This is a genomic window from Paenirhodobacter ferrireducens, assembly GCF_004022265.1.
Classification (GTDB): Bacteria; Pseudomonadota; Alphaproteobacteria; order Rhodobacterales; family Rhodobacteraceae; genus Rhodobacter; species Rhodobacter ferrireducens.
The window spans coordinates 1-22,836 of sequence record NZ_SAVB01000031.1 but is presented as its reverse complement, the minus strand read 5'-3'; the positions used below and the strand labels follow the sequence as shown (position 1 = coordinate 22,836).

23 protein-coding genes are annotated in these 22,836 nt (G+C 67.7%); 6 read left to right on the top strand and 17 right to left on the bottom strand.

The window, feature by feature from the left end; translation table 11 throughout:
• Positions 1-2: 2 nt before the first annotated feature.
• From EOW65_RS18755 to EOW65_RS18745, 3 genes are all read left to right on the top strand, one after another.
• Positions 3-308, top strand: a complete 306-nt coding sequence (locus tag EOW65_RS18755; protein WP_128152049.1) for a chorismate mutase — start codon at positions 3-5, stop codon at positions 306-308.
• Positions 305-1,195 (top strand): bifunctional methylenetetrahydrofolate dehydrogenase/methenyltetrahydrofolate cyclohydrolase FolD, encoded by an 891-nt coding sequence (gene folD, locus EOW65_RS18750; RefSeq protein ID WP_128152047.1) that lies wholly within the window; start codon positions 305-307, stop codon positions 1,193-1,195. The genes EOW65_RS18755 and folD overlap by 4 nt, the downstream gene beginning before the upstream one ends.
• 112 nt (positions 1,196-1,307) lie before the next feature.
• The gene (locus EOW65_RS18745) at positions 1,308-2,141 is read left to right on the top strand and encodes a LytTR family DNA-binding domain-containing protein (RefSeq protein WP_128152045.1); all 834 of its coding nucleotides are present in this window, start codon (positions 1,308-1,310) and stop codon (positions 2,139-2,141) included.
• Positions 2,142-2,148: 7 nt separating this feature from the next.
• Here EOW65_RS18745 and EOW65_RS18740 read toward each other — a convergent pair whose 3' ends face one another.
• Entirely contained in the window at positions 2,149-3,459 is a 1,311-nt protein-coding gene (locus tag EOW65_RS18740; RefSeq protein WP_128152081.1) for an ATPase, read from the bottom strand.
• A 116-nt stretch (positions 3,460-3,575) separates the two neighbouring features.
• Here EOW65_RS18740 and EOW65_RS18735 point away from each other — a divergent pair, with 116 nt between their 5' ends.
• Positions 3,576-5,225, top strand: a complete 1,650-nt coding sequence (locus tag EOW65_RS18735) for a hypothetical protein (protein WP_128152043.1) — start codon at positions 3,576-3,578, stop codon at positions 5,223-5,225.
• A gap of 4 nt (positions 5,226-5,229) precedes the next feature.
• On the opposite strand, the gene EOW65_RS18730 is transcribed toward EOW65_RS18735, so the two are convergent.
• The 12 genes from EOW65_RS18730 to EOW65_RS18675 all read right to left on the bottom strand — a co-directional run bounded on the left by EOW65_RS18730 (position 5,230) and on the right by EOW65_RS18675 (position 16,051).
• Positions 5,230-5,733, bottom strand: coding sequence for a prepilin peptidase (locus tag EOW65_RS18730; RefSeq protein WP_128152041.1), 504 nt, complete (start codon positions 5,731-5,733; stop codon positions 5,230-5,232).
• A 3-nt stretch (positions 5,734-5,736) separates the two neighbouring features.
• Positions 5,737-6,603, bottom strand: coding sequence for a tetratricopeptide repeat protein (locus tag EOW65_RS18725; protein WP_128152039.1), 867 nt, complete (start codon positions 6,601-6,603; stop codon positions 5,737-5,739).
• Positions 6,604-6,629: 26 nt separating this feature from the next.
• On the bottom strand, positions 6,630-7,193 hold the full coding sequence (locus EOW65_RS18720; protein ID WP_128152037.1) for a tetratricopeptide repeat protein: 564 nt from the start codon (positions 7,191-7,193) through the stop codon (positions 6,630-6,632).
• Positions 7,193-8,197, bottom strand: a complete 1,005-nt coding sequence (locus EOW65_RS18715) for a type II secretion system F family protein (protein ID WP_128152035.1) — start codon at positions 8,195-8,197, stop codon at positions 7,193-7,195. The genes EOW65_RS18720 and EOW65_RS18715 overlap by 1 nt, the downstream gene beginning before the upstream one ends.
• Before the next feature lie 10 nt (positions 8,198-8,207).
• Positions 8,208-9,176, bottom strand: coding sequence for a type II secretion system F family protein (locus EOW65_RS18710; protein WP_128152034.1), 969 nt, complete (start codon positions 9,174-9,176; stop codon positions 8,208-8,210).
• Between the two features lie 9 nt (positions 9,177-9,185).
• Complete coding sequence (locus EOW65_RS18705) at positions 9,186-10,658, bottom strand: CpaF family protein (protein WP_128152032.1); 1,473 nt, start codon at positions 10,656-10,658, stop codon at positions 9,186-9,188.
• Positions 10,659-10,682: 24 nt separating this feature from the next.
• On the bottom strand, positions 10,683-11,945 hold the full coding sequence (locus EOW65_RS18700; protein WP_128152030.1) for an AAA family ATPase: 1,263 nt from the start codon (positions 11,943-11,945) through the stop codon (positions 10,683-10,685).
• Positions 11,946-12,180: 235 nt separating this feature from the next.
• Complete coding sequence (locus tag EOW65_RS18695) at positions 12,181-12,849, bottom strand: OmpA family protein (protein ID WP_128152028.1); 669 nt, start codon at positions 12,847-12,849, stop codon at positions 12,181-12,183.
• A gap of 3 nt (positions 12,850-12,852) precedes the next feature.
• Entirely contained in the window at positions 12,853-14,286 is a 1,434-nt protein-coding gene (locus EOW65_RS18690) for a type II and III secretion system protein family protein (RefSeq protein WP_128152026.1), read from the bottom strand.
• Between the two features lie 202 nt (positions 14,287-14,488).
• Positions 14,489-15,358 carry a Flp pilus assembly protein CpaB gene (gene cpaB / locus EOW65_RS18685; RefSeq protein WP_128152024.1) on the bottom strand — a complete coding sequence of 290 codons (870 nt, stop codon included), beginning with the start codon at positions 15,356-15,358 and terminating at the stop codon, positions 14,489-14,491.
• Between the two features lie 78 nt (positions 15,359-15,436).
• Positions 15,437-15,634 (bottom strand): hypothetical protein, encoded by a 198-nt coding sequence (locus EOW65_RS18680; protein ID WP_128152022.1) that lies wholly within the window; start codon positions 15,632-15,634, stop codon positions 15,437-15,439.
• A 207-nt stretch (positions 15,635-15,841) separates the two neighbouring features.
• Positions 15,842-16,051: a hypothetical protein gene (locus tag EOW65_RS18675; protein ID WP_128152020.1), complete on the bottom strand. Its 210-nt coding sequence runs from the start codon at positions 16,049-16,051 to the stop codon at positions 15,842-15,844.
• Positions 16,052-16,403: 352 nt separating this feature from the next.
• Between EOW65_RS18675 and EOW65_RS18670 the strand changes: the two genes are divergently transcribed.
• Positions 16,404-17,273 carry a lytic transglycosylase domain-containing protein gene (locus EOW65_RS18670; RefSeq protein WP_113899650.1) on the top strand — a complete coding sequence of 290 codons (870 nt, stop codon included), beginning with the start codon at positions 16,404-16,406 and terminating at the stop codon, positions 17,271-17,273.
• A 2-nt stretch (positions 17,274-17,275) separates the two neighbouring features.
• Positions 17,276-18,709, top strand: a complete 1,434-nt coding sequence (locus EOW65_RS18665; RefSeq protein ID WP_128152018.1) for a UbiA family prenyltransferase — start codon at positions 17,276-17,278, stop codon at positions 18,707-18,709.
• Between the two features lie 171 nt (positions 18,710-18,880).
• Here EOW65_RS18665 and EOW65_RS18660 read toward each other — a convergent pair whose 3' ends face one another.
• From EOW65_RS18660 to EOW65_RS18645, 4 genes are all read right to left on the bottom strand, one after another.
• Positions 18,881-19,612, bottom strand: a complete 732-nt coding sequence (locus EOW65_RS18660; RefSeq protein ID WP_128152016.1) for an SDR family NAD(P)-dependent oxidoreductase — start codon at positions 19,610-19,612, stop codon at positions 18,881-18,883.
• Entirely contained in the window at positions 19,612-20,907 is a 1,296-nt protein-coding gene (locus EOW65_RS18655) for an FAD-binding oxidoreductase (RefSeq protein ID WP_128152014.1), read from the bottom strand. The genes EOW65_RS18660 and EOW65_RS18655 overlap by 1 nt, the downstream gene beginning before the upstream one ends.
• 10 nt (positions 20,908-20,917) lie before the next feature.
• Positions 20,918-21,898, bottom strand: a complete 981-nt coding sequence (locus EOW65_RS18650) for a lysylphosphatidylglycerol synthase transmembrane domain-containing protein (protein WP_240664791.1) — start codon at positions 21,896-21,898, stop codon at positions 20,918-20,920.
• 245 nt (positions 21,899-22,143) lie between these two features.
• A complete protein-coding gene (locus EOW65_RS18645; protein WP_128151000.1) occupies positions 22,144-22,788 on the bottom strand; it encodes a 3-oxoacid CoA-transferase subunit B in 645 nt (214 codons plus the stop codon).
• Positions 22,789-22,836 lie beyond the last annotated feature (48 nt).

The following is a 22,836-nucleotide window of genomic DNA, read 5'->3' as shown; positions in this document are numbered from 1 at the left end:
CGATGAAAGAGCCCTCCACGATTGCGACGATGGCCGAATTGCGCGCCGAGATCGACGCGCTCGATGTGCGTCTGGTCGCGCTTCTCGCCGATCGGGCCCGGCTGATCGACCGCGCGGCCGAGCTGAAGCCCGGCGAGGGCATGCCGGCGCGGATCACCGCGCGGGTCGAGGAGGTGGTCGGCAACGCGACCGCCGCCGCCGCCGCGCGCGGGCTCGACCCCAGGCTGGTCGAAGGCATCTGGCGTGCGCTGGTCGACTGGTCGATCGCGCGCGAGGAACGGGTTCTGGGCAGGGGAGACGGTGCATGACCGCGACGATCATCGACGGGAAGGCCTTCGCGGCCAAGGTGCGGGCGCAGGTGGCCGGGCATGTGGCGCGGCTGCGCGAGGAACAGGGGATCACCCCGGGCCTTGCGGTGGTGCTGGTGGGCGAGGATCCGGCCTCCGAGGTCTATGTCCGCAACAAGGGCAAGCAGACCGTCGAGGTCGGGATGACCTCCTACGAGCACAAGCTGCCGGCCGAGACCTCGGAAGCCGAGCTGCTCGGCCTGATCGGCCGGCTCAACGCCGATCCGGCGGTGCATGGCATCCTCGTGCAGCTGCCACTGCCGAAACACCTCGACAGCGATCTTGTCATCAACGCCATCGATCCGGCGAAGGACGTCGACGGCTTCCATATCTCGAATGTCGGGCTTCTGGGCACCGGGCAGAAGGCGATGGTGCCCTGCACGCCGCTCGGCTGCCTGATGATGCTGCGCGACCATCTGGGCGCGCTGAGCGGCCTCGATGCCGTGGTCGTCGGCCGCTCGAACATCGTCGGCAAGCCGATGGCGCAGCTGCTTCTGGGCGACAGCTGCACGGTGACGATCGCGCACAGCCGCACGAAAGACCTTGGCGCGGTCTGCCGGCGCGCGGATATCCTGGTGGCGGCCGTCGGCCGGCCCGAGATGATCCCGGGCGCGTGGGTGAAACCCGGTGCGACGGTGATCGACGTGGGCATCAACCGGATCGAGCGCGACGGCAAGACGAAGCTCGTGGGCGATGTCGATTTCGCGAGCGCCGTCGAGGTTGCCGGTGCGATCACCCCGGTGCCGGGGGGCGTCGGGCCGATGACCATCGCCTGCCTGCTGGCGAACACGCTCACCGCCTGTTGCCGCGCCAACGGATTGCCCGAGCCCGAGGGGCTCACCGCCTGATCCGCGGGCAAGAGCATCGGTCCGGCGAAATCGCCGATAGCGTGTTGCGGGATTGGAGCTGAGGCGCTAGCACAGGGTAAGAAAACTTTAACTGCGGGGGGGCCGGGACGGAATGACCTCCTTCGTCCAAGCGTATCAGCGGGCGCTGTTTCAGCCCGTCGTCCCCGTCATCTGGGGCGTGATGTCGATTTTCGGCATCGTCGCCGGACCATTCGGGACGCTGCAGTCAATCTCCCTTGGCATGCGCTGCCTCTATTGGCCGGTGATCATCGGGTTCGGTGTGCTGGTCGGCGCGGTGTTGCGGGTGCTGGTGCAGGATTATATGGGGCTGCGCCGGTACACGGCCGAGGCGCCCTTGCTTGCGCTCTTTTCCGCGTTGCTGCTGACCCCGCCCTTCTGGTGGCTCACCGACCTTGTGGCCTCCGACCGTGCCGCGGCACCAGAACTGTCCGAGATGGCGCTTTATGTCTTTGTCGCCTCGATGGCGGTTTCGACCCTGCGCCACGCCTTCAACCCGAACTCCGACCTGTTGCGGATGTGGACGGAGGAGGAGGGTGGGGCTGCGCTGCCCGATCTCGAGGCAGAGGTGGTCGCCCCCCCGACCGCCGACGAGGGCGGCCCGCGCCTTGCCGCGCGCCTGCCCGAGGCCGATTGCGGCCAGATCATCCGGCTGCAGGTGCGCGACCATTACGTCGAGGTCATCACCCCAACCGGGCGGCGCTCGCTGCTGATGCGCTTTGCCGATGCGGTGGCCGAGATGGAGGGCGTCGAGGGGCTGCAGGTGCACCGCTCGCATTGGGTGGCGCGGGCCGCAATCCGCGCCCGGGTGCGCCGCCGCGGCAAGGTGCTTCTGGTGATGTGCGACGGGTCCGAGGTGCCGGTCTCGCGCACCTATCTGCCGCAGGTCGAAGCCCTCGAGCTGCCGCCCGGGGAGCGCGCCGCCTGAGTGCGCCTCAGTGCAGAATTTCCTCCTCGCGCACGAACATGTTCGACCAGGCACGGTCGACCAGTTCGGGGGACATCTGGTAGGGGATGCCCTCGAATTCGCAGATCGCGATCATCTGGTCGATCAGGAAGATCGGCTGATAATTCGCGTAGACGTTGTTGATGGTGGGGTATTTCACCTTCAGCAGGTGCAGCAGCGCCTTTTCGTCGAGCGGCATCTTCCGCTTCTTCGCGACGAGCGAGAAGATCTTGAGATAATCCGACTGGCTCGGCCCGTCGATCTTGATCTTGAAGAAGATCCGGCGCAGCGCCGCCTTGTCGAAGATCTCGTTCGGGTGGAAGTTGGTCGAGAAGATGACGAGCGTGTCGAAGGGCACCTCGAACTTCTCGCCCGATTGCAGCGCCAGGATGTCACGGCTCTCCTCGAGCGGCACGATCCAGCGGTTGACGAGTTTCTGCGGCGGTTCCGCCTGACGGCCGAGGTCGTCGACGATGAACACGCCCCCCGAGGATTTCATCTGCAAGGGCGCGGTATAGGTGCGCGCCGTCGGGTTGTAGGTGAGGTCGAGCATGTCGAGGCTGAGCTCGCCGCCGGTGATGACGGTGGGCCGGTCGCACAGCACATAGCGGTTGTCGAAGCGGTTGCCGCTCTTGCGCAGGGCAGTCGGGTCGTCCTCGCTCTCGACCGCGGCGGAATGCACGATCGGGTCATAGACGACGATCACCTGGCCCGCGTATTCGACGGCGCGCGGCACGAAGATGCGGTCGCCGATCGCGTCGCGGATGCCGTTCGAGATCGAAGACTTGCCGTTGCCGGGCGGGCCGTACATCAGGATCGAGCGCCCCGACGAGACCGCCGGCCCGAGCTGGTCGATCAGTGTCGGCGGCAGGATCAGATGCCCCATCGCCGCAGTCAGCTGCGCCCGTGTCAGCTGGATGTTGCGGATCGACTGGCGCTTCACCTGCTCGCGGTAGATCGCCAGCGGCACCGGCATCGCGCCGTAATATTCGGATTGCGAGAGCGCATCGAGGGCGCGCGCCTTGCCGGCATCGGCGAGCTGGTAGCCCATCTCGCCGCCCGAATTGGCGTGCAGCGTGCCCGTCGCCTCGACCAGACGCTGGCCGCGGCACAGGTCGATCAGCTCTTGTGTCAGGGTGAGCGGCAGGCAGATCAGCTTCGACAGGCCGGTGGCCGTGTCCATGTTGGTGCGGAACATCGTCTTCAGCAGGATGTCGCGCATCATCACCGTGTTCAGCCCGACCTCGGCCAGCGTGCGCGGCGGCGGTGGGGCGATCACATTCGAGGCCATCATGTTCATCGGCGGTCCTGCCATGGCTGTGCCGGCGCGTCTGCGGCGCTGCGGCATCGGGATTCACAGCGCGACCTTGCGCGGCTATTGTGGCCAAAACTTGGAAATTTGGCGGAGAGGCTGGGATGGCGGAGACACGGCGGACGGCGGCGCGGCCGGGGCGGCTTGCGGCGGGGATGGCGGTCTTTGCTCTGGCGCTGGCGGCACTGCCCTTCGTGGGGCAGGGGCTGCCGGTGACCCTCTATGAGGGCGACGCGCTGCACCTCGTCGATATTGTGCTGCGCATGGCCCTGTTCGGCGAGCTGCCGCACCGCGATTTCATGACGCCGCTCGGCATTCTGGGCTTTGCCCCGATTGCGGGGTTCGCCCGGCTGGGGCTCGATTTCGCACACGCCTTTCTTGCGGCGCAGGCGCTGGTTGCAACGCTGCTCTTCGGGCCGCTGCTGCGGGTGGCGTGCTCGCGCTTTCCGGGCGGGCTGGCCTGGCTTTACGGGGTCTGCGTGCTGGTGCTGTGCCTTGGCCTCGTGCATGGCGAGACGGTGCCGGGGCTGGCGCTGTCGATGCATTACAACCGCTGGGCCTGGGCGCTGGCCTATCTGGCGCTGCCGCTCGCGCTGATGGCGCCGATCGGGCGCCGACGCCCGGTGCTCGACGGGGCGCTGATCGGCGGCGCGATGGCGATGCTGGCGCTGCTGAAGATCACCTATTTCGTCGCCTTCGCCCCCGCCGTGCTGATCGGCCTGATGGCGCGGCGCGAGGCGGCGGGGGTGTTCGCAGCGCTGCTTGCCGGGCTGGCCGTCGCGGCACTGGCGACGGTGCTGCTGGGTGTCGATTTCTGGGCGGGCTATCTGCGCGACCTGATATCGGTGGCGGGGTCGGAGACGCGCGCGGCGCCGGGTGACAGCTTGTCGATGGTGATGACCGGGCCGAAGTACCTCGGCGGTTCGCTGCTGGCGCTTTTCGCGGTAATCTTCCTGCGTCAGGCGGGCGAGCGGGCGGCGGGGCTTGCCCTGCTGCTGCTGGTGCCGGGCTTTCTCTATGTCACCTACCAGAATTTCGGCAACGACCCGCAATGGCTGCCGCTGCTCGGGCTGGTGGCGCTGGCGCTGCTGCCGGGGGAGACCCTGACGAACGGGCTGGGCTGGCGGCTGCGCCCGGCGGTCCTCTCCCTGGGCGTGGCGGCGCTGGCCCTCGGCGCGGGGTCGATGCTGAACCTGCTGTTCAGCCCGCTGCGCGCGGCGCTGATGCCACGCGAGGGGCTGGTGCCGATGCTGACCGCACGCTCGGAAGCGGCAGGGCTTCTGGTCGGTGCCGCCCATGCCTACGGCGTGCAGCGCAGGATCTCCGGGGCCGAGCCCGGGTCTCCCGCCGCCGCGCTGGCCGACCGGGTGCCGGAGAAAGACCGGCCGACGCCCGTGGTGCTGAATGGCGAGACCCTGCCCACCTGCACGCTCGAGCTGGGTGGGCAGGGCTGGTTCGAGACGACGGCGGCCGATCTGCAGGCGGCGGGCTATGGCGGCAGTGCGGTGCTGGTTGCGGATCTGCTGTCGGGGCTGTGGCTTTTCGGCGATTTCCGTCCGGTCGAGGGGGGCGCGCCCTGGTATTATGCCGGTGCACCCGGGATTGCGGCGGCCGATTACCTGATGGTGCCGCTCTGCCCGTCGCAGGCGAAATACAGCGCGACGATGCTGAAGGCGGTCACGGACGCGGGCTGGCGCCTGATCGAGGAGCGGCGCACCGACGGTTATATCCTGCTGCGCCCGGAGCGGGGCTGAGCCCTCAGCCGAGGGCGGCAACGAGGGCGAGATAGGCCCAGAGTGTGCCGGCAAGGCCGAGGCCGAAGGGGAAGTCGCGCCGCCGCCAACTGACCCAGTCGGGGGCGAGGGCGCGCATCGCGGGGATCGCGCGCAGCAGCCGATGGGCCGCGAAGGCGGCGAGCGTCAGCCCGGCGAGCAGCATCACGGTCAGCCGGATCGAGTCGGGCGAGGACGAGAAGAAGGGCGCGGCGGCGGCGGCGAATTTCGCGTCACCCGCGCCGAAATGCGCGATCACGTTCAGCATGATGCCGATCGCCAGGATCACCACGAGATGGGGCCAGCGCCACAGCCACACGTCGATCGGCAGCACCAGCACGCCCGCCACGGCAAAGACCGCCACCAGCGCCAGCACGGCGCTGTTGCGGATCTTCATGTATTTCAGGTCGGTATAGATCACCCACAGGCAGATCGGGGTGACCAGCAGCAGCAGGACGAGGGCCGCAGCAGGAGCGGAAAGGGCCAGCATCGCTCAGCTCTTCTTTGAGCCGGAATCGAGCGCCTCGAGCGCGCGCGCCGCTTCCTCGAAATAGGTGGGCGAGGTGTCGACCGCATCCTGCAGCAGGCCCTTGCCGATCGTCACGTCGCCCTGCTTCACCGCCGACAGCGCCGCGGTGTAGAGCAGCCGCGCGCGTTCGCTTTGCGACATCTCGATCACCGGCAGGTCATATTTGCGCTGTGCCGCACGGGCGAGCACGAGGTTGTTCTTGGTGGTGAAGCTCGACGGCTCGTAGGTCAGCGCCTCGGCAAAGAGCTTTTCGGCGCCCTTCGCATCGCCCCGGGTCAGCTTCGAGAAACCCCAGTTGTTCAGCACGCCGCCCGGCCGCGTCGTCAGCCCGACGGCGGTGTCATAGAAGCTGTCCGCCTTCGCCCAGTTTTTCTCGCTGTCGGCGACCATCGCCTCGAGCTTGTAGCGCTCGTAGGTCTCGTGCGTCGGCGGGATGGTGTTCAGCGTCGCCTTGGCCCCGGCCCAGTCGTTCGAGCGGATCTGCGCATCGGCAAGGCCGACCTTGTCGTCCGGCGTCGCGCCGGGCATCGTGATGACCTTGGCCCAGGCCTTCGCCGCCTCGGCGGGCTGGCCGTTGCGGATCAGCGATTTCGCCAGACCGCGCTGAATGTCAATGCGCCCGGGGTTCTCGGCCGCGGTGCGGGTGAAGTAATTCACCGCTTCCTGCGGGTCGCCCACCGTCAGCATGATGTCGGAGAGGTTCGTCTCGTCGACGGCATTCACGCTTTTCAGCGCCCGCGCTGCCTCGGCATCCTGGCGACCGCCGCAACCGGCGAGTGCGAAAAGGAGCGCGGCGCCCGCGAGCGCCGTTGACAGGATCGGGTGGCGCATTTGTCTGCGTCCTTCTTGCTCGTACCTCATTGCCGGGTCAGCAGAAGGTATTCGCCAGCCCCGCGCCGGACCAGCTTGAACGGCTTGTCCTGGGCTGGATCATAGGCGGGTTTGTCCATCTTTGCGAGCGCGAGGCGGAGGTTTTCGCGGATCGCGTCCGATTGGCCACTGTCGAGCGCATAAGCGGTCTGGAACACGCGGGCCGCCTCGGGCACCTTGCCGCGTTCCATCAGCACCACGCCGAGATTGTTCCAGGCGGGCACGAAGGTCTGGTCCTCCTCGACTGCGCGGCGCAGCATCTGCTCGGCCTGATTCAGCCGGCCGAGCTTGAGATCGGCCGAGCCGATCGCCGAGAGCACATCGGCATTCGCCCCATGTTCGGCCGCGGCGCGGTAATAGGCCTTGAGCGCGAGCTCGTATTCCCCCGCCGCCATCAGTCGGTGGCCGACGATCAGCCCGTCGACGCCTTCGCCCTGCGCCGCCCCGGGGGCATAGGGGCTGTTTTCCGGAGGAGACAGACCGCCCGAACAGGCGGCCAGCAGGCCGAGAAGCAGGGCAGCCACAACCGGGCTGCGCGGGAAAGGGAACATCAGTGCACGCCGATCGCCTTGAAGTTCTCAAGCATATCATGGACCGAGGGGCCGACAAGGATGATCAGCAGCGGCGGCACGGTGAACATCATCGTGCCGAGGGTCATCTTCGTCGGGATCTTGTTCGCGGCCTCCTCGGCGCGCATCACGCGCTTGTCGCGCATGTCGGCGGCATAAAGGCGCAGCGCGTCGGCGATCGAGGTGCCGAACTGCTGGCTCTGGATCATTACCGTGGTGAAGGACATCACATCCATCACCCCGCTGCGCTCGCCGAAGGCGCGCAGCACGACGGCCTTGTCGAGGCCGGCCTTGATCTCGTGCGCGACGGTCTCGAACTCCTCGGCCATTGCCGGGTAGGAGCCCTGCAGCTCCTTGGCGACGCGCACGATCCCCTGGTCGAGCGACTGCCCTGCCTCGACGCAGACAAGCAGCATGTCGAGCGCATCGGGGAAGCCGTCCTGGATCTCCTGGGTGCGGGCGTTGACGCGGGCGTTCACCCAGCGTTTGGGCGCGATGTAGCCAAAGGCGCCGGGCAGCAGCACGTAAAGGATCATCTGCGTCGGCGTCAGCGGCACCGGGCCGGTGGCGTTCATGTAGAGTGCATAGGCGATGCCGAGACCTAGCAGACCAAGCCCCATCGCGAACTGGATCGCATGGAAGGTGCGCACCGCCGAGGGGCTGCGATAGCCCGCGCGCTGCAGCCATTTGCGCGCCTCGGTCATCTCGTCCTTGTTCTTCGGCTCGAGGAAGCCCGCATATCTGTCGAGCTTGTCCGAGCCCTGGTCGGCGCGCAGCTTCTGCGGCTTGGCCTTGCCGCGGTCGGTGTCGCGCGCTGGCGCTGCCGGCATCTCGCTGGTCGCGCGCAGCTTGTCGAGCGGGTCGGCCTGTTTCTTCAGCAACGCCGGGAGCGTGGCGACGACGAGAAGAAGGCCGATCACCGCCATCGCCAGGACCGGCCCCATCGGACCGAAAGCACGGGTCAGCATGTTCAGGATGTCGCTCATCGCAGCCTCCTCAGACCTTGATCGTGGTCATGATCTTCATGAACAGGACGTTCGCGCCGAGCAACGCAAAGACGATCAGCGCGGCGGGCATGAACTGCGGCGTTTCCTTCACCGTGTCATAGTAATGCGGGTCGAGGATCTGGATGATCAGCAGCACCGCAAGCGGAAAGCCCGACAGGAACACGCCCGACCATTTCGGTTCGGCGGTGATTGCGCGAACGCGGCGGAACAGCCGGAACCGGGCACGGATCACCTTGGCGAGGCCCTCGAGCACCTCGGCGAGGTTGCCGCCCGAGGTCTGCTGGATCGACACCGCGACGGCGAGGAAGCGCAGGTCCTGCATGTCGAGCCGCTCGGCCAGGTCGCGCAGGCTGTCGACCACGTTGCGGCCATAGGCGGCCTCGTCGGCGATGATGCCGAATTCGGTGCCGAGCGGGTCGGGGATCTCGCGCGCGACGGTCTGGATCGCCGAGGAAAAGGGATGGCCCACGCGCAGCGCGCGCACGATCAGCTCGACCGCGTCGGGCAACTGCTCCTCGGCAAGCTTGAGCCGCTTCGAGGCCTTCGACGACACCCAGAAATAGATCCCGCCGACGCCCATGGCGATCGACAGCGCGACGCGCACCGGCGCGCTTGCGTCGGTGCCGAGCGACAGGCCGAGGAAGGCCACGACGCACAACAGCCCCATGATCCCGACGAGTGCCTTCGGCGAGAAGGCGATATTCGCCTTCTGCGCTTTCGAGGCGAGGATCGAATAGAGCGGGATGCCTTTCGAGGTCAGGTGCTGCGTCGCCTCCTTGCGCAGCCGTTCGAGCACCTCCTCGCGGCGCACGCCCTTGTCGAGCATCTCGAGCCGGCGGTTGACTTTGCGGTTGAGCGAGATCGACTTGCCGAAGGCGAGCAGGTAGATGCCCTCGACGAGCAGGATGACGGCGACGAAGATCAGGCCGTAGATGATCGGGGTTGGGGAAATGACCATGGCGCCACCTCAGTCGAGAACGGGATCGTAGATCGCGGCCGGCAGGTCGTAGCCCCATTGCCGGAAGCGTTCCGAGTAATGCGAGCGCACGCCGGTCGCGGTGAAGCGGCCGATGATCTTGCCGTCGGGGGCCAGGCCGAGCCGCTCGTAGCGGAAGATTTCCTGCATCGAGATCACCTCGCCCTCCATGCCGGTGACCTCGGTGATCGAGACCATACGGCGCGAGCCGTCCTGCAGGCGCGAGGCCTGCACGATCAGGTTGACGGCCGAGGCGATCTGCGAGCGCATCGCCTTGATCGGCATCTCGATGCCCGACATTGCGATCATGTTTTCCAGACGCGAGACCGCATCGCGCGCCGAGTTCGCGTGGATCGTGGTCATCGAACCGTCGTGGCCGGTGTTCATCGCCTGCAGCATGTCGATGACTTCCTCGCCGCGGGTTTCGCCGACGATGATGCGGTCGGGACGCATACGCAGGGCGTTGCGCAGACAATCGCGCTGGGTGACAGCACCGCGGCCCTCGACGTTGGCCGGGCGGCTTTCCATCCGGCCGACATGGGTCTGCTGCAGCTGCAGTTCCGCCGTGTCCTCGATCGTCAGGATGCGTTCGGAGTTGTCGATGAAGGAGCTGAGTGCGTTCAGCGTCGTTGTCTTGCCCGAGCCGGTGCCGCCCGAGACGATGATGTTCAGCCGGGTGGCGACGGCGGCCTGCAGATAGGCGGCCATCTCCTCGGTGAAGGCGCCGAAGCGGACGAGGTCGTCGATGCCGAGCTTGTCCTTCTTGAACTTTCGGATCGAGACCAGCGAGCCGTCGACGGCGACCGGCGGCACCATCGCGTTGAAGCGCGAGCCGTCGGCGAGGCGGGCGTCGACATAGGGGTTCGACTCATCGACGCGGCGGCCCACGGCGGAGACGATCTTGTCGATGATCCGCAGCAGGTGCTTCTCGTCCTTGAAGGTGACGTCGGTCAGCTGCAGCTTGCCGCCGCGCTCGATGAAGATCTGCTGCGGGCCGTTGACCAGGATGTCCGAGACCGTCTCGTCCTTCAGCAGCGGCTCGAGCGGGCCGAGCCCCATCACCTCGTCGTAGAGTTCCTGATAGAGTGTCTGCCGCTCGGTCGCGTTCAGCGCCACCGACATCTCGGCCATCGCCTCGTTCGAGATCGCGGCGATCTCGGACTTGAGATCGGCCTCGGTTGCGTGTTCGAGCGCGGCGAGGTTGAGGTTCTCGAGCAGGCGCTTGTGCAGCTCGACCTTGAGCTCGCCCATACGCTCCTTGCGCTTGCGGTCCTTCTCGGCCTGCACCGCCTGGGCGGGGGCCTGGGCGGTGGGGGCGGGCTTGCGGTGCACCGCGTATTTGGCCGTCTCGGCCTTCGGCAGCGGCGGCGGCGCAGAGCCCGTGGCCGGCGCGGTGGTGGGGGGGGCCGCGGTGGCCGCGGCGGTCCGGGTGGCAGGCGTCGACTTCTTGTAGCGGGAAAACATCATCTACCTCCGGACGGCGACGGTTCAGGCGGCGGTTGCCGCCTCCTGCTGGTTGCGTTCGATCAGCGACTGGGCGATCTTCTGGATGTCGCGGCGCAACGGCGCCTTCGCCGCGCTGAGCGCGAGCGGCAGGCCGTGGTCATTCGCCTGGGTCACCAGCTTGCCGCAGTCCGACAGCTGCACCTCGATCGCGATGTCGAGGCTCTCGGCCAGGCGCTTCACCCGCGACTTGCCGTTCAGATCGGTGAATTTCGGCGCCCGGTTCAGGATGTAGCGCAGCTTTTCGGTGGCAAGCCCCTCGGCCTTGAGCGCCCGGATCATCCGCAGCGCATTCTGCGCCGAGCGCATGTCGAGTTCGAGCAGGGCAAGGTAGACATGGGCCTGGTTCAGCACCGTCTCGGTCCAGCTCACCACCGTCTTCGGCATGTCGATCACGACATAGTCGAAATTGGTGCGCGCCATCTCGATCAGCCGCTCGATATCCTCGCCGCCGACGATGTCGAGCGGCAGCATGTCCGAGGGCGCGGTCAGCACGTGCAGCTTGTCGTTGAAGGTCAGCAGCGCCTGGCCGAAGCTCTCGGCATCCATCTGCGCGGTGTCCGACAGCAGCTCGAAGATCACCTCGCGGCGGGGCAGGTCGAGATAGGTCGCGACCGAGCCATATTGCAGGTCGAGATCGAGCAGGCACACGCGCGGCGGCGTCACCGGGTTCTTCTTGCTCGTTTCGGGATTGGCCAGTTCCCACGCCAGGTTGACCGCGAAGGTGGTGGCCCCGACGCCACCCGCGAGCCCGTGCACGGCGAGCACCGCGCCGTTGCGTCCGCCGGTCGGCTTGAAGCTTGGCGGCGCGGCATGGGCGGGCAGCTCGGGCGGCAGCTCGGACTGGCCGAGGCGCTCGATCGCCTCGTGCAGCGAGCCTTCAGGCAGCGGGTAGGGAACGAAATCGTCGGCGCCGAGGCGCAGCAGCTGGTGCAGCGCGATCGGGCTCACCTCCTCGGCGATCAGGATCACGCGGATGCCGCGGTTCTTCGCCTCGGTGATGATACCCGAGATCCGGGCGAGGTCATGCTCGTCGTCGCTGTCGATGGCGATGGCGATGAATTCGAGGCTCCGGGCATCGGGCTGGCCGAGGAAGACCATGGCATCCTCGAAGCCGAGATCACCCCAGCTCTCGCCGAGCTCGGCTTCCATGTCCTCGATCAGCAGGTCGAAGTTCGAGACGTCGCGGGACACCGTGCAGGCCACGATGGGGGCGGGGTCAGGGGTCAGTACAGCTGCTGCAGTCATTGCCTCACGTCCTTTGTTGCGCGTGTCGCAACCCGGGGCTGGGGGGAGGCCTGCCGCGGATGCGATCCGGGCACGACTCGGATGCCGTGCCTTTCCGTCTGCGCTCAAGGTCGCGGTCAATCTGGGCGACATTGGGGCCGGATTGTTCCAATTGTGGGGTATCGGGCGACGATCAATGCAAAGGGGCGGGCTTTGTTGCAAAGCCCCCCCCGACTGTTGACGTTCTGCGGAAAGCTCAGTTGCCGCTGCCCGACATGCCGACGCCTGCCGAGTTCTGGTTGCTGACCTGGTTGGTGGGGATCTGCGTCGCGCCGCTCACGTATTCGCGGAAGATCACCTCGGCATATTTGCCGTTCAGCAGCTGCGGGCTGCGCGCCATCAGGCCCGAGACCTCGGTCACCGTGCGGCGGTTTTGCTCGTTCGGGGCCTGGGTGTAGACCAGCGGCTGCGTCTTGCCGAAGGACACGACCGCCTCGAGCCGGGCGCGCGAGATCCCCTGCGCGGTCAGGAATGCGACCACCGCCTGGGCGCGGCGCAGGCCGAGCGCCTTGTTGTAGGCGTCCGACCCGACAAGGTCGGTGTGGCCGTAGACGCGGAAGCGCACCTCGGGGAACTGCTTGATCCAGTCCGCCTGGCGGCGCAGGATGTCCTGCGCCTGGCCGTCGAGCGCCGCAGAGTTGAACGCGAAATTCACCGTGTTCTGCACATCGGCGGCGAATTTCTTCGTCAGGCTGATGGCGATGTTGCGTTCGCCGCTCATCATCAGCGTGTTGTTCATCGTGGCGTTGCCGAAGCCGCCGCCCTCGTAATCAGCCCCGGCCTCGCGGTCGGAGGTGCAGCCAGCCAGCGCGAGGGCCGCTGCCAGGATCAGGCCAAACCGCAGTGCCGGACGTTCCCGCTGCATCACTCACTCCATCACATAGCCATAGGAGCCGGAAAAGTCCTGCTTGGCAACCTCGGCGGCCGGGCCGGAGGTCGGCGCACCGGAACCGGTGGTCTTGCCGAAGAGGAACAGGTCCTTCTCGCTCGGCAGGCGGACCCGGTCGGTCGGCAGCGCCAGCGCCTCGCCGCGGGTGGGCTGCACAAGGTGCGGCGTGACGATGATCACCAGTTCGGACTGCTTGCGTTCGAACGAGGTCGAACGGAACAGTGCGCCCAGAACCGGCACGTCACCGAGCCATGGGATCTGGTCGTTCAGATCGTTGAAGTCGTCCTGCAGCAGACCGGCGATGGCAAAGCTCTCGCCGTCGCGCATCTCGACGGTGGTCGAGGTCTCGCGCTTCTTGAAGGCATTGACCGAGAAGCTGCCGTTCGACATCGTCACCGAGGTGTCGATCGCCGAGACCGAGGCCGCGATCTCGAGGTTGATCAGATCGCCGTCGACGACGCGCGGGGTGAACGCCATCTCGACGCCGAAGGGCTTGTACTCGATCGAGATGCCGCCGTTGGTGCCGTCGATCACCGGGATCGGGTATTCGCCGCCGGCGAGGAACTTCGCCTGCTGGCCCGAGAGCGCGGTCAGGTTCGGCTCGGCAAGCGTGCGCACCATGCCCTTCGATTCGAGCGCCTCGAGCAGCACCGCGAATTCGAGGTTGCCGGCGGTGAAGCCGAGGCCGAGCGCGCCCGTGCCGCCGCCAGAAAGCGGCATCGTGCCCTTGTCGAAGGCGTCCGAAATCGCGCCTGCGGAGCCGAAGTTGCCGGTGCCGGTGATCACCCCGGTCTGGGCCTTGCCGCCGCCCACGGTGCCGCGCACGCCGAGCGAGGCCGCGAGGTTCTTCGAAACCGAGCGCTGCATTTCGGCAAAGCGCACCTTCAGCATCACCTGCTGCGTGCCGCCGACGGTCATCAGGTTCGACACCCGGTCGCCTGCGTAGCGCTTGGCCAGGTCGAGCGCGCGGTCGAGCTTGGCGGTCGAGGAGACGGTGCCCGACAGCACGATGCCGTCATTGGCGGTGCGGACCTCGATGTTCTCGCCGGGCAGAATCTGCTTCAGTCGTTCCTTGAACTCGGCGATGTCGGGGGTGACCTGTACTTCGACGTTCGAGATCAGCTTCCCGTCCGGGCCGAGAATGGTCATCGTGGTGCGGCCGGGCAGCTTGCCGAGTACATAGATCGTCTTGTCGGACAGGGTGGTGATGTCGGCGATGCCGGGGTTGGCGATCGACAGCTCCGAGAAGGGCTGATCGCTTTCGACCACCACGGCGCGGTTCATCGGCACGCTCAGCGGGGCAGAGGTCGAGCCCGACATCACCCGCAGGGTTTCCGCCTGGGCCATCGGCGCCACCGCAAGCCCGAGCGCGGCGCCAAGCGCGCAAGCCGTCAGGAACCTCTTGATCTTCATTGTGATCTCGCCTCTCCGATCACGTCACACTGCCCGGAACGCGTGTCCGTTTTCAGGGTCTTGCATGCCCACTTCCGGCCGACTGTGCCGGAAAGCGTTAATTATTGCAAGAATCAACCGATTGTGAGGTGAAATTCATGCGCCCCCGCCCGTGTCCGCGCCGGGGCAGAGTCGGTTGCCAGACGGGCACGGGCCCGAGGCGTCAGTTCGTGCAGGGGATCTGGGTCTCGATCACGTCGCTGCCCTTGCGGGTCTTGATCGTGCAGACCCTGGGCGCCTCGACCTTCACCGCTTCCTGTGCCTGGATGCCCAGAAGCTGGTCACGGTCGATCTCGATCGCGCCGAGTTCGGCGGTGTTGGTCATGCCGACGAGCGCGAGGGTGAGCTTGCCGGTCGACTGCGCCAGCGTCAGCGCCGCGACCTGTTCGGGGGTGACCTCGGCGGTGACGGTGCGGGCGATCTTGGTCTCCTCGCTGCGGTCGGCATCGGCGCTCTGGTCGATGGCGATCAGCTGCAGGTTGGTGTCGATCAGCTTCGTCACCGGCTCGCCGTTGACGGCGCCCGACCAGTAGACGTCGACCCGGTCGCCCGGCCGCAGGAAGCCCGACACGCCCGAGGCGACATCGACCTGGATGGTGAAGGCGCGCTTGTCGGGGGCGAGGTTGGCCATGATCCCGGCATCGACGCCCGGAACGGTGATCTTGGTGCCGAGGATCGGCTCGTTCGCCTCGAAGGAACGCAATGCGGCGCGCGGCCGCGTCTCGCCCTCGAGGAAGGCGGCGAGCTGCGCTTCGGGCGTGCCCTGCCGTGCGGTCAGCAGGTGGAAGGCGCCCGCGGGCACCTTGTCGGCCTGGACCTTGGCAATGTCGAGATCGGCGATGGTGAAGCGCTCGCCGTATTTCAGGGCGCGCTTGGCAATCACGACATCGGTCAGCGGCGGGATCTTCGCCTGCACCGCCATCAGCATGTCGCGCTGCTGTTGAAACTGCGTCAGCTGTCCCTGGAACAGGTAGACCGCAGCGCCGGCGAGCGTGACGCCGAGAGCGAGGACAAGAACGACGACGAGGCGCATTTTACACTTCCTTTCGCTCGGGGCCGGGGTGGTCCCGGTCAGAGGGGCAGCCGGCCGGCCTGCGCCGGGAGGATGCGGTCAGTTACCGGGCACCAGCGTCGTCTGCGCGCCGATGAAACTTGCGACATGTTCGGCTGCATTTTCGGTCGGCCCCCAGATCAGAGTGCCGACCACCATGCCGAGCGGGACCAGCAGGGCCGTCAGAACGACCCAGTCGACAGTGACTGCCCCCTCCTCGGAACGGAGCCTCCGAAGCCTGTGGCGGACCTTCTGCATTGCAGTATCTCTCCTGTACAGGGTGGGTTCATCACGCGTCCGACCGCGCCATCGTGTCTTTCTGACCGGATTTATTGGCAAAAATGCGGCGCTGGCATGCAATCTCGTGGGCGTCTTCTGCGGGCGAAAAGCCGGGGGGCGCCGGCCGAAAGGGGAAAGGCCGCACCCGAGGTGCGGCCTTCCCGTGCGGATGCTTGCCGCTGTGGCTCAGCCGTCTACCGCGGGGGTGGTGGTGGTGACATCCACCGACCCGAGGTAGCTGCCGATATTGCCAGCCGCTTTCTTGGTGTTGGTGCTGATGGTGGCGAGCGCGGCGGCGCCGAGGCCGACGACGGCGGCGGTCAGCACGACCCAGTCAACGGTCACGGCGCCGTCTTCTTCGGTGCGGATCTTGCGGGCGATTTTGAAGAATTTCATCTCTGTCTCTCCTGGGATCTGGTTTTTGGTTGCTCCGCGCCTTGGCTGCCAGTGTCTACCTTGGCGCTTCGCCTTGCGGGATGAGTGCAGTTAGCTCCCGGATCGTGGCCCGATTGGGGCAGCGGGCTGGCGTTTTTACGGAAAATGAACTTTTTCCCGGATGCGCCATTAACGCTCTGATCTGGCTTGGTTTATTTTGGTTTGAAAAAGGTCGCCCCGGAGGATTTCTGGGGGCGGGGTGGCGAATCGGCCGCGGCTTCGCCCGATTCTGTTCCGCCTTCTGGATTTTTTTCCGATTCTCGCGGATAACGGAGCAAAGGGCAGCAGACCCGCAACGAGCAGGACAGCGCAGATGCGCAGCAGATGGGCAGCGACTCTCTTGGTCTGCGCGGCAGTTCTGGCCGCGCCGCTGGCGGCCGAGGTGCGCCATGACACACCGACCGTGAATTTCTTCAAGCCGAAGCGCGTGCTGCCGCCCGCGCCGGGCACGAAGCGATTCCTGACGATCCAGATCAACCCCGAGGAACAGGCGCGCGAGCTGGCCGCCGCCGCGTCCCGTCCCTTTGCGCCGGTGACCCGGATGCCGGGGGCCGAGATCATCACCCCGGGCGGGGTGATGCCGCAGGGCGCACCGTCTTCCTATGGCTGGTACTGGACGACGGTCTCGCCCACGCTTGGCGACCGCGCCGGGCGATTCCAGAAGGCGCTTGAGGCGCTCTCCTCCGGCCCGGGCGGGCAAAGCGTGCGCGCGCCGCGTCTGGCGCATCTGCAAGACATCGCCGACCGCCATGGCCGCGATATTCTCGCGGCGACGATCGGTACCGAGGTTTCGCCGGCGCTGGTGCTGGCGGTGATCTCGACCGAATCGGGCGGGCGGCCGGATGCGGTGTCGCGCTCGGGCGCGGTCGGGCTGATGCAGCTGATCCCCGCGACGGCCACGCGATTCGACGTCGACGACAGCACCGACCCGGGCAAGAACATCCGCGGCGGGGTGGCCTATCTCGACTGGCTGATGAAGGAATTCGACCGCGATCCGCTGATGGTCATCGCCGCCTATAACGCCGGCGAGAACGCGGTGAAGCGGGCAGGGGGCGTGCCGCCCTATGCCGAGACCCGCGATTACGTTCCGAAGGTGCTCGCCGCCTGGCAGGTGGCGCGGGGGCTGTGCCTCTCGCCGCCCGAGCTGGTGACGGACGGCTGCGTCTTCGCCCTGAAAGGATAACCATGACCGATACCCGGCCGCTGGTGCTGGACGTCGACGGGACGTTCCTGAAGACGGACCTTTTGTTCGAGACATTCTGGGTCGGGCTTGGCCGCGATCCGCTGGCCACGCTCGCCGCCGCGGCGCGATACTGGCGCGATCCGGCACGGCTGAAGGCCGAGCTTGCGGAGATCGCGCCGGTGCGCACCGGTCTGATGCCGCTGAACCCCGAGATTGCGGCGATGGCCGAGGAGGCGATGTCCGAGGGAATCGAGGTCTGCCTCGCCTCCGCCTCGGACCGGCGTCTGGTCTCGGCGCTGGCCGCCGATTACGGGCTTTCGGCGCGGGTCTTCGCCTCGGACGGCGTCACCAACCTGAAGGGCGAGGCGAAGGCCGGCGCGCTGATCGACGCTTTCGGTCGCGCGGGCTTCGACTATGCCGGCAACGAGGCCGCCGATCTGCCAGTCTGGCGCGCGGCCCGCGCTGCGGTGGTGGTGGGCGAGGTGGCCGAGGTCACCCAGCTCGAGACCCTCGGCCAGACCGTGGCGCGGGTGCCCGGCGGCTGGAGTGCCGCCGCGCTGTGGAAGGCGATGCGGCCGCATCAATGGGTGAAGAACGTGCTGCTGCTGCTGCCGCTGATCGCAGCGCATCGCTTCGACAGCGCCACCTTCTGGCCGGTCGTCCTCGGCATCATCGCCTTCTCGGCCGCGGCCTCGGCGATCTATATCGTCAACGACCTGCTCGATCTCGAGGCGGACCGGCTGCATCCGACGAAATGCCGCCGCCCCTTCGCCTCGGGCGCGGTGCCGATCCGGGTCGGCATGATCGCCTGCGCCGGGCTGATCGTGCTGGCGCTGGGTCTTGGTGCGGCGCTGAACGCGGGTTTCGTGGGCGTGGTGCTGCTCTATATGGTGCTGTCGCTGGCCTATTCGCTCAAGCTCAAGCGGATGCGCTGGGTCGATATCGCGACGCTCGCCACGCTTTACACGCTCCGGGTGGTGGCGGGGGCCGCGGCGGGGCAGGTCGATGTCTCGATCTACATGCTGATCTTCGTCTTCCCGGTGTTCCTCGCGCTTGGTTGTGTCAAGCGGCTGACCGAGCTGACGCTTGCGAAGAATGACGAGCGGCTGCCCGGGCGCGGCTATGGCCGGCCCGACCGGGGCGACCTGCTGAACGTCGCGGGGATCGGTGTCGCCGGCGCGCTGGTGATCTTCTTCCTCTATTCGGTCTCGCCGCAGGGGCAGGCGCTTTACCCCGACACCTGGCTGCTGTGGCTCGCCATGCTGCCGATGGGCTGGTGGCTCGTGCGGATGGTGATGCTGGGCTGGTTCGGCAAGCAGGATTACGACCCAATCGTCTTCGCGATGAAGGACAAGTTCGGGCTTGGTCTTCTGATGATCACGCTCAGCCTGATGTTCTGGGCCGCGGGGCTCTGGGCGAAGTGGTTCGCTGGCTGAGAGGGGGGGGTGGGGGGGGGGGGGGGGCGCGGGGGCGGCCCCCCCCCCCCCCCCCCCCCCCCCCCCACCCCCGGGAGTATTTTCGCCAAGAAAAAGGGCCAGGGCTTTCCCTGGCCCAAATCCTCCCGCCGGAGGCGTGCGGCGCTGGCGGCGGCGCGGCTGCCTGCCCGTTCAGAACGACATCTTCTTGAAGACGGGTTCGGGGATCAGTCGGATCACCGCCATCACCAGCCGCCAGATCGGTGCCGAATAGATCACGTTGCGCCGGTGCTTCACCGCGCGGGCGATGTCGGCGGCGACGGCCTCGGGGCTGGTCATGAAGGGCATCTTCATCCCCCAGGTCATCGAGGTGTCGACCGGTCCCGGCTTCACTGTCAGCACATGCACGCCCTTGCGGCCGCAGCGGTTGCGCAGGCCCGAGAGGTAGGTGGCAAAGCCCGCTTTCGCCGCGCCGTAGACGTAATTGCCAAGCCGGCCGCGGTCGCCCGCGACCGAGCCGATGCCGACGATCGTGCCGGTGCCGCGTGCCTCGAGGAGCGGCGCGAGCATCTGCAGGAAGGTCGCGGGGCCGGTGAAGCTGTCGGCGATGACGCCGGCGATCAGCCGCGGTTCGGCGTCGATCGCCGTCTGTTCGGGCATCGAACCGACGAAGGAGGCGGCGTTCAGCACCCCCTCCTGCGCCGCGAGCCGGCCGATCAGCGCTGGGTAACCCGCCGGGTCGCGCGCGTCGAAGGCCAGAACCTCGGCCCCGGCCGCACCGCGCAGCCGGCAATCGGCGGCGATCGCCTCGAGCTCCGCTTCGTCGCGACCGGCAAGGAAGAGGGTGGCACCCTCGGCCGCGAGGCGGCGGGCGAAGGCGCGGGCGATGGCCGAGGTCGCGCCGAGGAGGATCCAGGTTTCCATCACGCACTCCTCAGCTTCAGCCGGCGGACAAGGTCGGTCTCGTAGCGGCGGTCGGGATCGACCCTGCCCACCTCGGCCTGCCAGTCGGAAAGCTCGGGATACATCGCGCGGATCTGCGCGCCGCGGGCGAGCGCATCCTTGGCGAAGTAAAGCCGCCCGCCGGCGTCTGCGGTGCGGTCCTCGAGCCGGGCGATGAGGGTGCGTGCGGCCTCGCGGTTCGGGAAGTCGACGGCGAGGGTATAGCCCTCCATCGGGAAGCTGAGAAAGCCCGCCCGCCCGGGGCCCATGCGCTTGAGCACGGCCAGCGGCGAGGCGAGGCCCGAGGTCGCGATCTCGGCCAGCATCTCGCGCAGCGCGGGCGCGGCGGCCAGCGGCACGACGCATTGGAACTGGTGGAAGCCGCGCTTGCCATAGAGCCGGTTCCAGTCGTGGATTTTGTCGAGCGGGAAGAAGAAATCGCCGATCGGCTTCACCAGCGTCCGGCCACGGGCGGGCACCCGGCCGTAATAGGCGCGGTTGAAGAGATGCACGACCGGGGCGGAGAGCGCGAAATTCGGCGCATCCATCGGCACGCGCCGGGCCTTTTCACGCCGCCGGACGAGCCCGGCGCCGGTCTCGCCTTCCTCGACGATGCCGCGGCCAAGCGCCTTGCCGGTCGCCGTCGCGTCGATCCAGCCGACGGTATAGGTGGCGGTCGAACCGTCGAGCAATGCCACATGTTCGTTCCAGTCGCGGGCGCGCCGCTCGGTCACCAGCACGACGTCGCCCTTGCAGGCCGTGAGCCGCAGCTTTGCCGCGACGATCACCCCGGTCTGGCCAAGCCCGCCCACCGTCGCCCGGAAAAGGGCCGTGCCGGGTTCGACGGTGATCTCGGTTCCGCCCTGCAGCAGGGTGATCTCGCTGACATGGGCGCCGAAGCTGCCGGCGTGGTGGTGGTTCTTGCCATGCACGTCCTGCGCGATGCAGCCGCCCACCGTGGCAAAGCCGGTGCCGGGCATCACCGCAGGCAGCCAGCCACGCGGTGCGAAGGCCTGGGCAAGATCGCCGATCCGGGCGCCGGCCTCGACCGAGAGCACTCCGGTCTCGGGGACGAAGCCGAGCAGCCGGTCGAGCCGCGTCATGTCGATCGCCCGCCCTCCGGCGTTCAGCGCGGCATCGCCGTAGGAGCGTCGCATGCCAAAGGCGGGAGCGGCGTCGAGACCTGCAAGCGCCATGCGCCGTTCGGGGCGGGCGATCTCGCCCCGGGCGCTGAGGGCGCGGCCCCAGCCAGTGTAGTCTGCCTGTTTCCAGTCCATTGTCAGACCCTTATCCTTGGGCTTTCAGGGAGGCGCGTTCGGCGAGCGGGAAGGCTGCAAGGCCGATCGCGATCGCGAACCAAAGTGTGGTGAGGCGGATGAGGGCGGTGGCCGGCACCGAGACGGCGAGCGGCACGCCCTCGAGCGTCAGCAGCGCGACCATCGCCGCCTCGGCCCCGCCAAGCCCGCCCGGCGCACCGGTGAGCCCGCCTGCGAGCGTGGCGAAGACGAAGATCGCGACGGCTTTCCACAGCCCGACATCGGCGCCCATCCATCCGAGCAGCAGGTGGAAGGAAAACGCCTCGGCGCCCCAGCCGGCAAGGCCGAGGGCAAGCGCAAGGCTCAGCGTCGGGCCGTGGCTGAAGCGGGCGAGCGAGCGCGCCGCACCGCGGGCGCGGGCGAAGGCGCGCGGGAAGCGGCCGAGCGCGCGGAAGGCGAGGGTGACGAGGGCGGCGAGCAGCGCCGGGCGGGTGGCGATCACCGCCGCCGCCAGCGCAAGCCCGGTGACCGGCAGCGCGCCCGCGATACCGCCCGCGGCCAGCGCGACCGCGAGCGCGAGCAAGAGCCCCATCGCGGCCAGGTCGCCCGCGCGGTCCATCAGCGCGAGCGGGGCGGTGCGCGTCACGCTCCAGCCGGTTTCGCGGCGCAGCCAGCGCATCCGCACCAGCTCGCCCACCCGGCCCGGTGTCACTGCCATCGCGAAGCCGCCGAGATAGTGGCGGGCATCCTGCACGAGATCGGTGGGCAGGCCGAGACGGCGTGCGAGCAGGTGCCAGCGCAGCGCCCGGGCGAGATAATTCGCAAGCGAGAGACCAAGGAGCGCGCAAAGCTGCCAGGGCCGCACCGCACCGATCTGATCGCGGATCTCGTCCCAGCCGGTGCCTGCAACCAGCCCGACAAGCCCGCCCAGCACCGCGAGGACGAGCGCGGCAATGAGCAGCCGGTCGCGCCGCCGGGGCTCGCAGGGGGCAGAGGTGGGGTGCAGGTGCATCATTGGCCTCGGATACTCTGGGATTCAGGCGGAATTGTGATGCTGTTGCGGGAATGGAGACAATTTCCGGGACGGGCGGCGCTTCGGGACTGGTCGGAGAGAGGGGCGCTGGCCCCTCGGCCTTCGGCCTCACCCCCGGGATATTTCGGGCGATTGGAGGCCGGGGAGGGACAGGGGGCCGGGGGGACGAATGCAAAGGCCCCGCGGGTGGGCGGGGCCTTGCGGGTCGGTGTGCAGCGGACGCGTCAGTCGACGATCGTCGCCTCGGTCGCGGCGCGCAGCTGCTCCTCGCTCACGCCCTCGGCGAGCTCGACGATGTGCAGCCCCTTGTGCGTCACGTCGAGCACGCCGAGGTTGGTGATGATCCGGTCGACCACGCCCTGACCGGTCAGCGGCAGGGTGCAGGCCTTCAGCACCTTCGACTCGCCGTGCTTGTTGGTGTGGTCCATCACCACCACGACGCGCTTGACGCCCGCGACGAGGTCCATCGCCCCGCCCATGCCCTTGACCAGCTTGCCCGGGATCATCCAGTTCGCCAGATCGCCCCTTTCCGACACTTCCATCGCGCCGAGGATCGCCATCGCGATCTTGCCGCCGCGGATCATCCCGAAGCTGGTGGCGGAGTCGAAATAGGCGGTCTGCGGCAGTTCGGTGATCGTCTGCTTGCCGGCATTGATCAGGTCGGGATCCTCGTCGCCCTCATAGGGGAAGGGGCCCATGCCGAGCATGCCGTTTTCCGACTGCAGCGTCACGTTCACCCCCGCGGGGATGAAGTTCGGCACCAGCGTCGGGATGCCGATGCCGAGGTTCACATAGGTGCCGTCGTGCAGCTCGAGCGCGGCGCGTGCGGCCATCTGGTTGCGGTCCCAGCCCTTCACCACTTCGGCCATCACGCTTCCTCCCGCTTGCGCACGGTGCGCTGTTCGATGCGTTTCTCG

Bases quoted from the DNA above. Each gene is read 5' to 3' on its own strand.
- EOW65_RS18755 (WP_128152049.1), top strand. From the start codon at position 3: ATGAAAGAGCCCTCCACGATTGCGACGATGGCCGAATTGCGCGCCGAG.
- folD (WP_128152047.1), top strand. From the start codon at position 305: ATGACCGCGACGATCATCGACGGGAAGGCCTTCGCGGCCAAGGTGCGG.
- EOW65_RS18745 (WP_128152045.1), top strand. From the start codon at position 1,308: ATGACCTCCTTCGTCCAAGCGTATCAGCGGGCGCTGTTTCAGCCCGTC.
- EOW65_RS18740 (WP_128152081.1), bottom strand. From the start codon at position 3,459: ATGAACATGATGGCCTCGAATGTGATCGCCCCACCGCCGCCGCGCACG.
- EOW65_RS18735 (WP_128152043.1), top strand. From the start codon at position 3,576: ATGGCGGAGACACGGCGGACGGCGGCGCGGCCGGGGCGGCTTGCGGCG.
- EOW65_RS18730 (WP_128152041.1), bottom strand. From the start codon at position 5,733: ATGCTGGCCCTTTCCGCTCCTGCTGCGGCCCTCGTCCTGCTGCTGCTG.
- EOW65_RS18725 (WP_128152039.1), bottom strand. From the start codon at position 6,603: ATGCGCCACCCGATCCTGTCAACGGCGCTCGCGGGCGCCGCGCTCCTT.
- EOW65_RS18720 (WP_128152037.1), bottom strand. From the start codon at position 7,193: ATGTTCCCTTTCCCGCGCAGCCCGGTTGTGGCTGCCCTGCTTCTCGGC.
- EOW65_RS18715 (WP_128152035.1), bottom strand. From the start codon at position 8,197: ATGAGCGACATCCTGAACATGCTGACCCGTGCTTTCGGTCCGATGGGG.
- EOW65_RS18710 (WP_128152034.1), bottom strand. From the start codon at position 9,176: ATGGTCATTTCCCCAACCCCGATCATCTACGGCCTGATCTTCGTCGCC.
- EOW65_RS18705 (WP_128152032.1), bottom strand. From the start codon at position 10,658: ATGTTTTCCCGCTACAAGAAGTCGACGCCTGCCACCCGGACCGCCGCG.
- EOW65_RS18700 (WP_128152030.1), bottom strand. From the start codon at position 11,945: ATGACTGCAGCAGCTGTACTGACCCCTGACCCCGCCCCCATCGTGGCC.
- EOW65_RS18695 (WP_128152028.1), bottom strand. From the start codon at position 12,849: ATGCAGCGGGAACGTCCGGCACTGCGGTTTGGCCTGATCCTGGCAGCG.
- EOW65_RS18690 (WP_128152026.1), bottom strand. From the start codon at position 14,286: ATGAAGATCAAGAGGTTCCTGACGGCTTGCGCGCTTGGCGCCGCGCTC.
- cpaB (WP_128152024.1), bottom strand. From the start codon at position 15,358: ATGCGCCTCGTCGTCGTTCTTGTCCTCGCTCTCGGCGTCACGCTCGCC.
- EOW65_RS18680 (WP_128152022.1), bottom strand. From the start codon at position 15,634: ATGCAGAAGGTCCGCCACAGGCTTCGGAGGCTCCGTTCCGAGGAGGGG.
- EOW65_RS18675 (WP_128152020.1), bottom strand. From the start codon at position 16,051: ATGAAATTCTTCAAAATCGCCCGCAAGATCCGCACCGAAGAAGACGGC.
- EOW65_RS18670 (WP_113899650.1), top strand. From the start codon at position 16,404: ATGCGCAGCAGATGGGCAGCGACTCTCTTGGTCTGCGCGGCAGTTCTG.
- EOW65_RS18665 (WP_128152018.1), top strand. From the start codon at position 17,276: ATGACCGATACCCGGCCGCTGGTGCTGGACGTCGACGGGACGTTCCTG.
- EOW65_RS18660 (WP_128152016.1), bottom strand. From the start codon at position 19,612: ATGGAAACCTGGATCCTCCTCGGCGCGACCTCGGCCATCGCCCGCGCC.
- EOW65_RS18655 (WP_128152014.1), bottom strand. From the start codon at position 20,907: ATGGACTGGAAACAGGCAGACTACACTGGCTGGGGCCGCGCCCTCAGC.
- EOW65_RS18650 (WP_240664791.1), bottom strand. From the start codon at position 21,898: ATGCACCTGCACCCCACCTCTGCCCCCTGCGAGCCCCGGCGGCGCGAC.
- EOW65_RS18645 (WP_128151000.1), bottom strand. From the start codon at position 22,788: ATGGCCGAAGTGGTGAAGGGCTGGGACCGCAACCAGATGGCCGCACGC.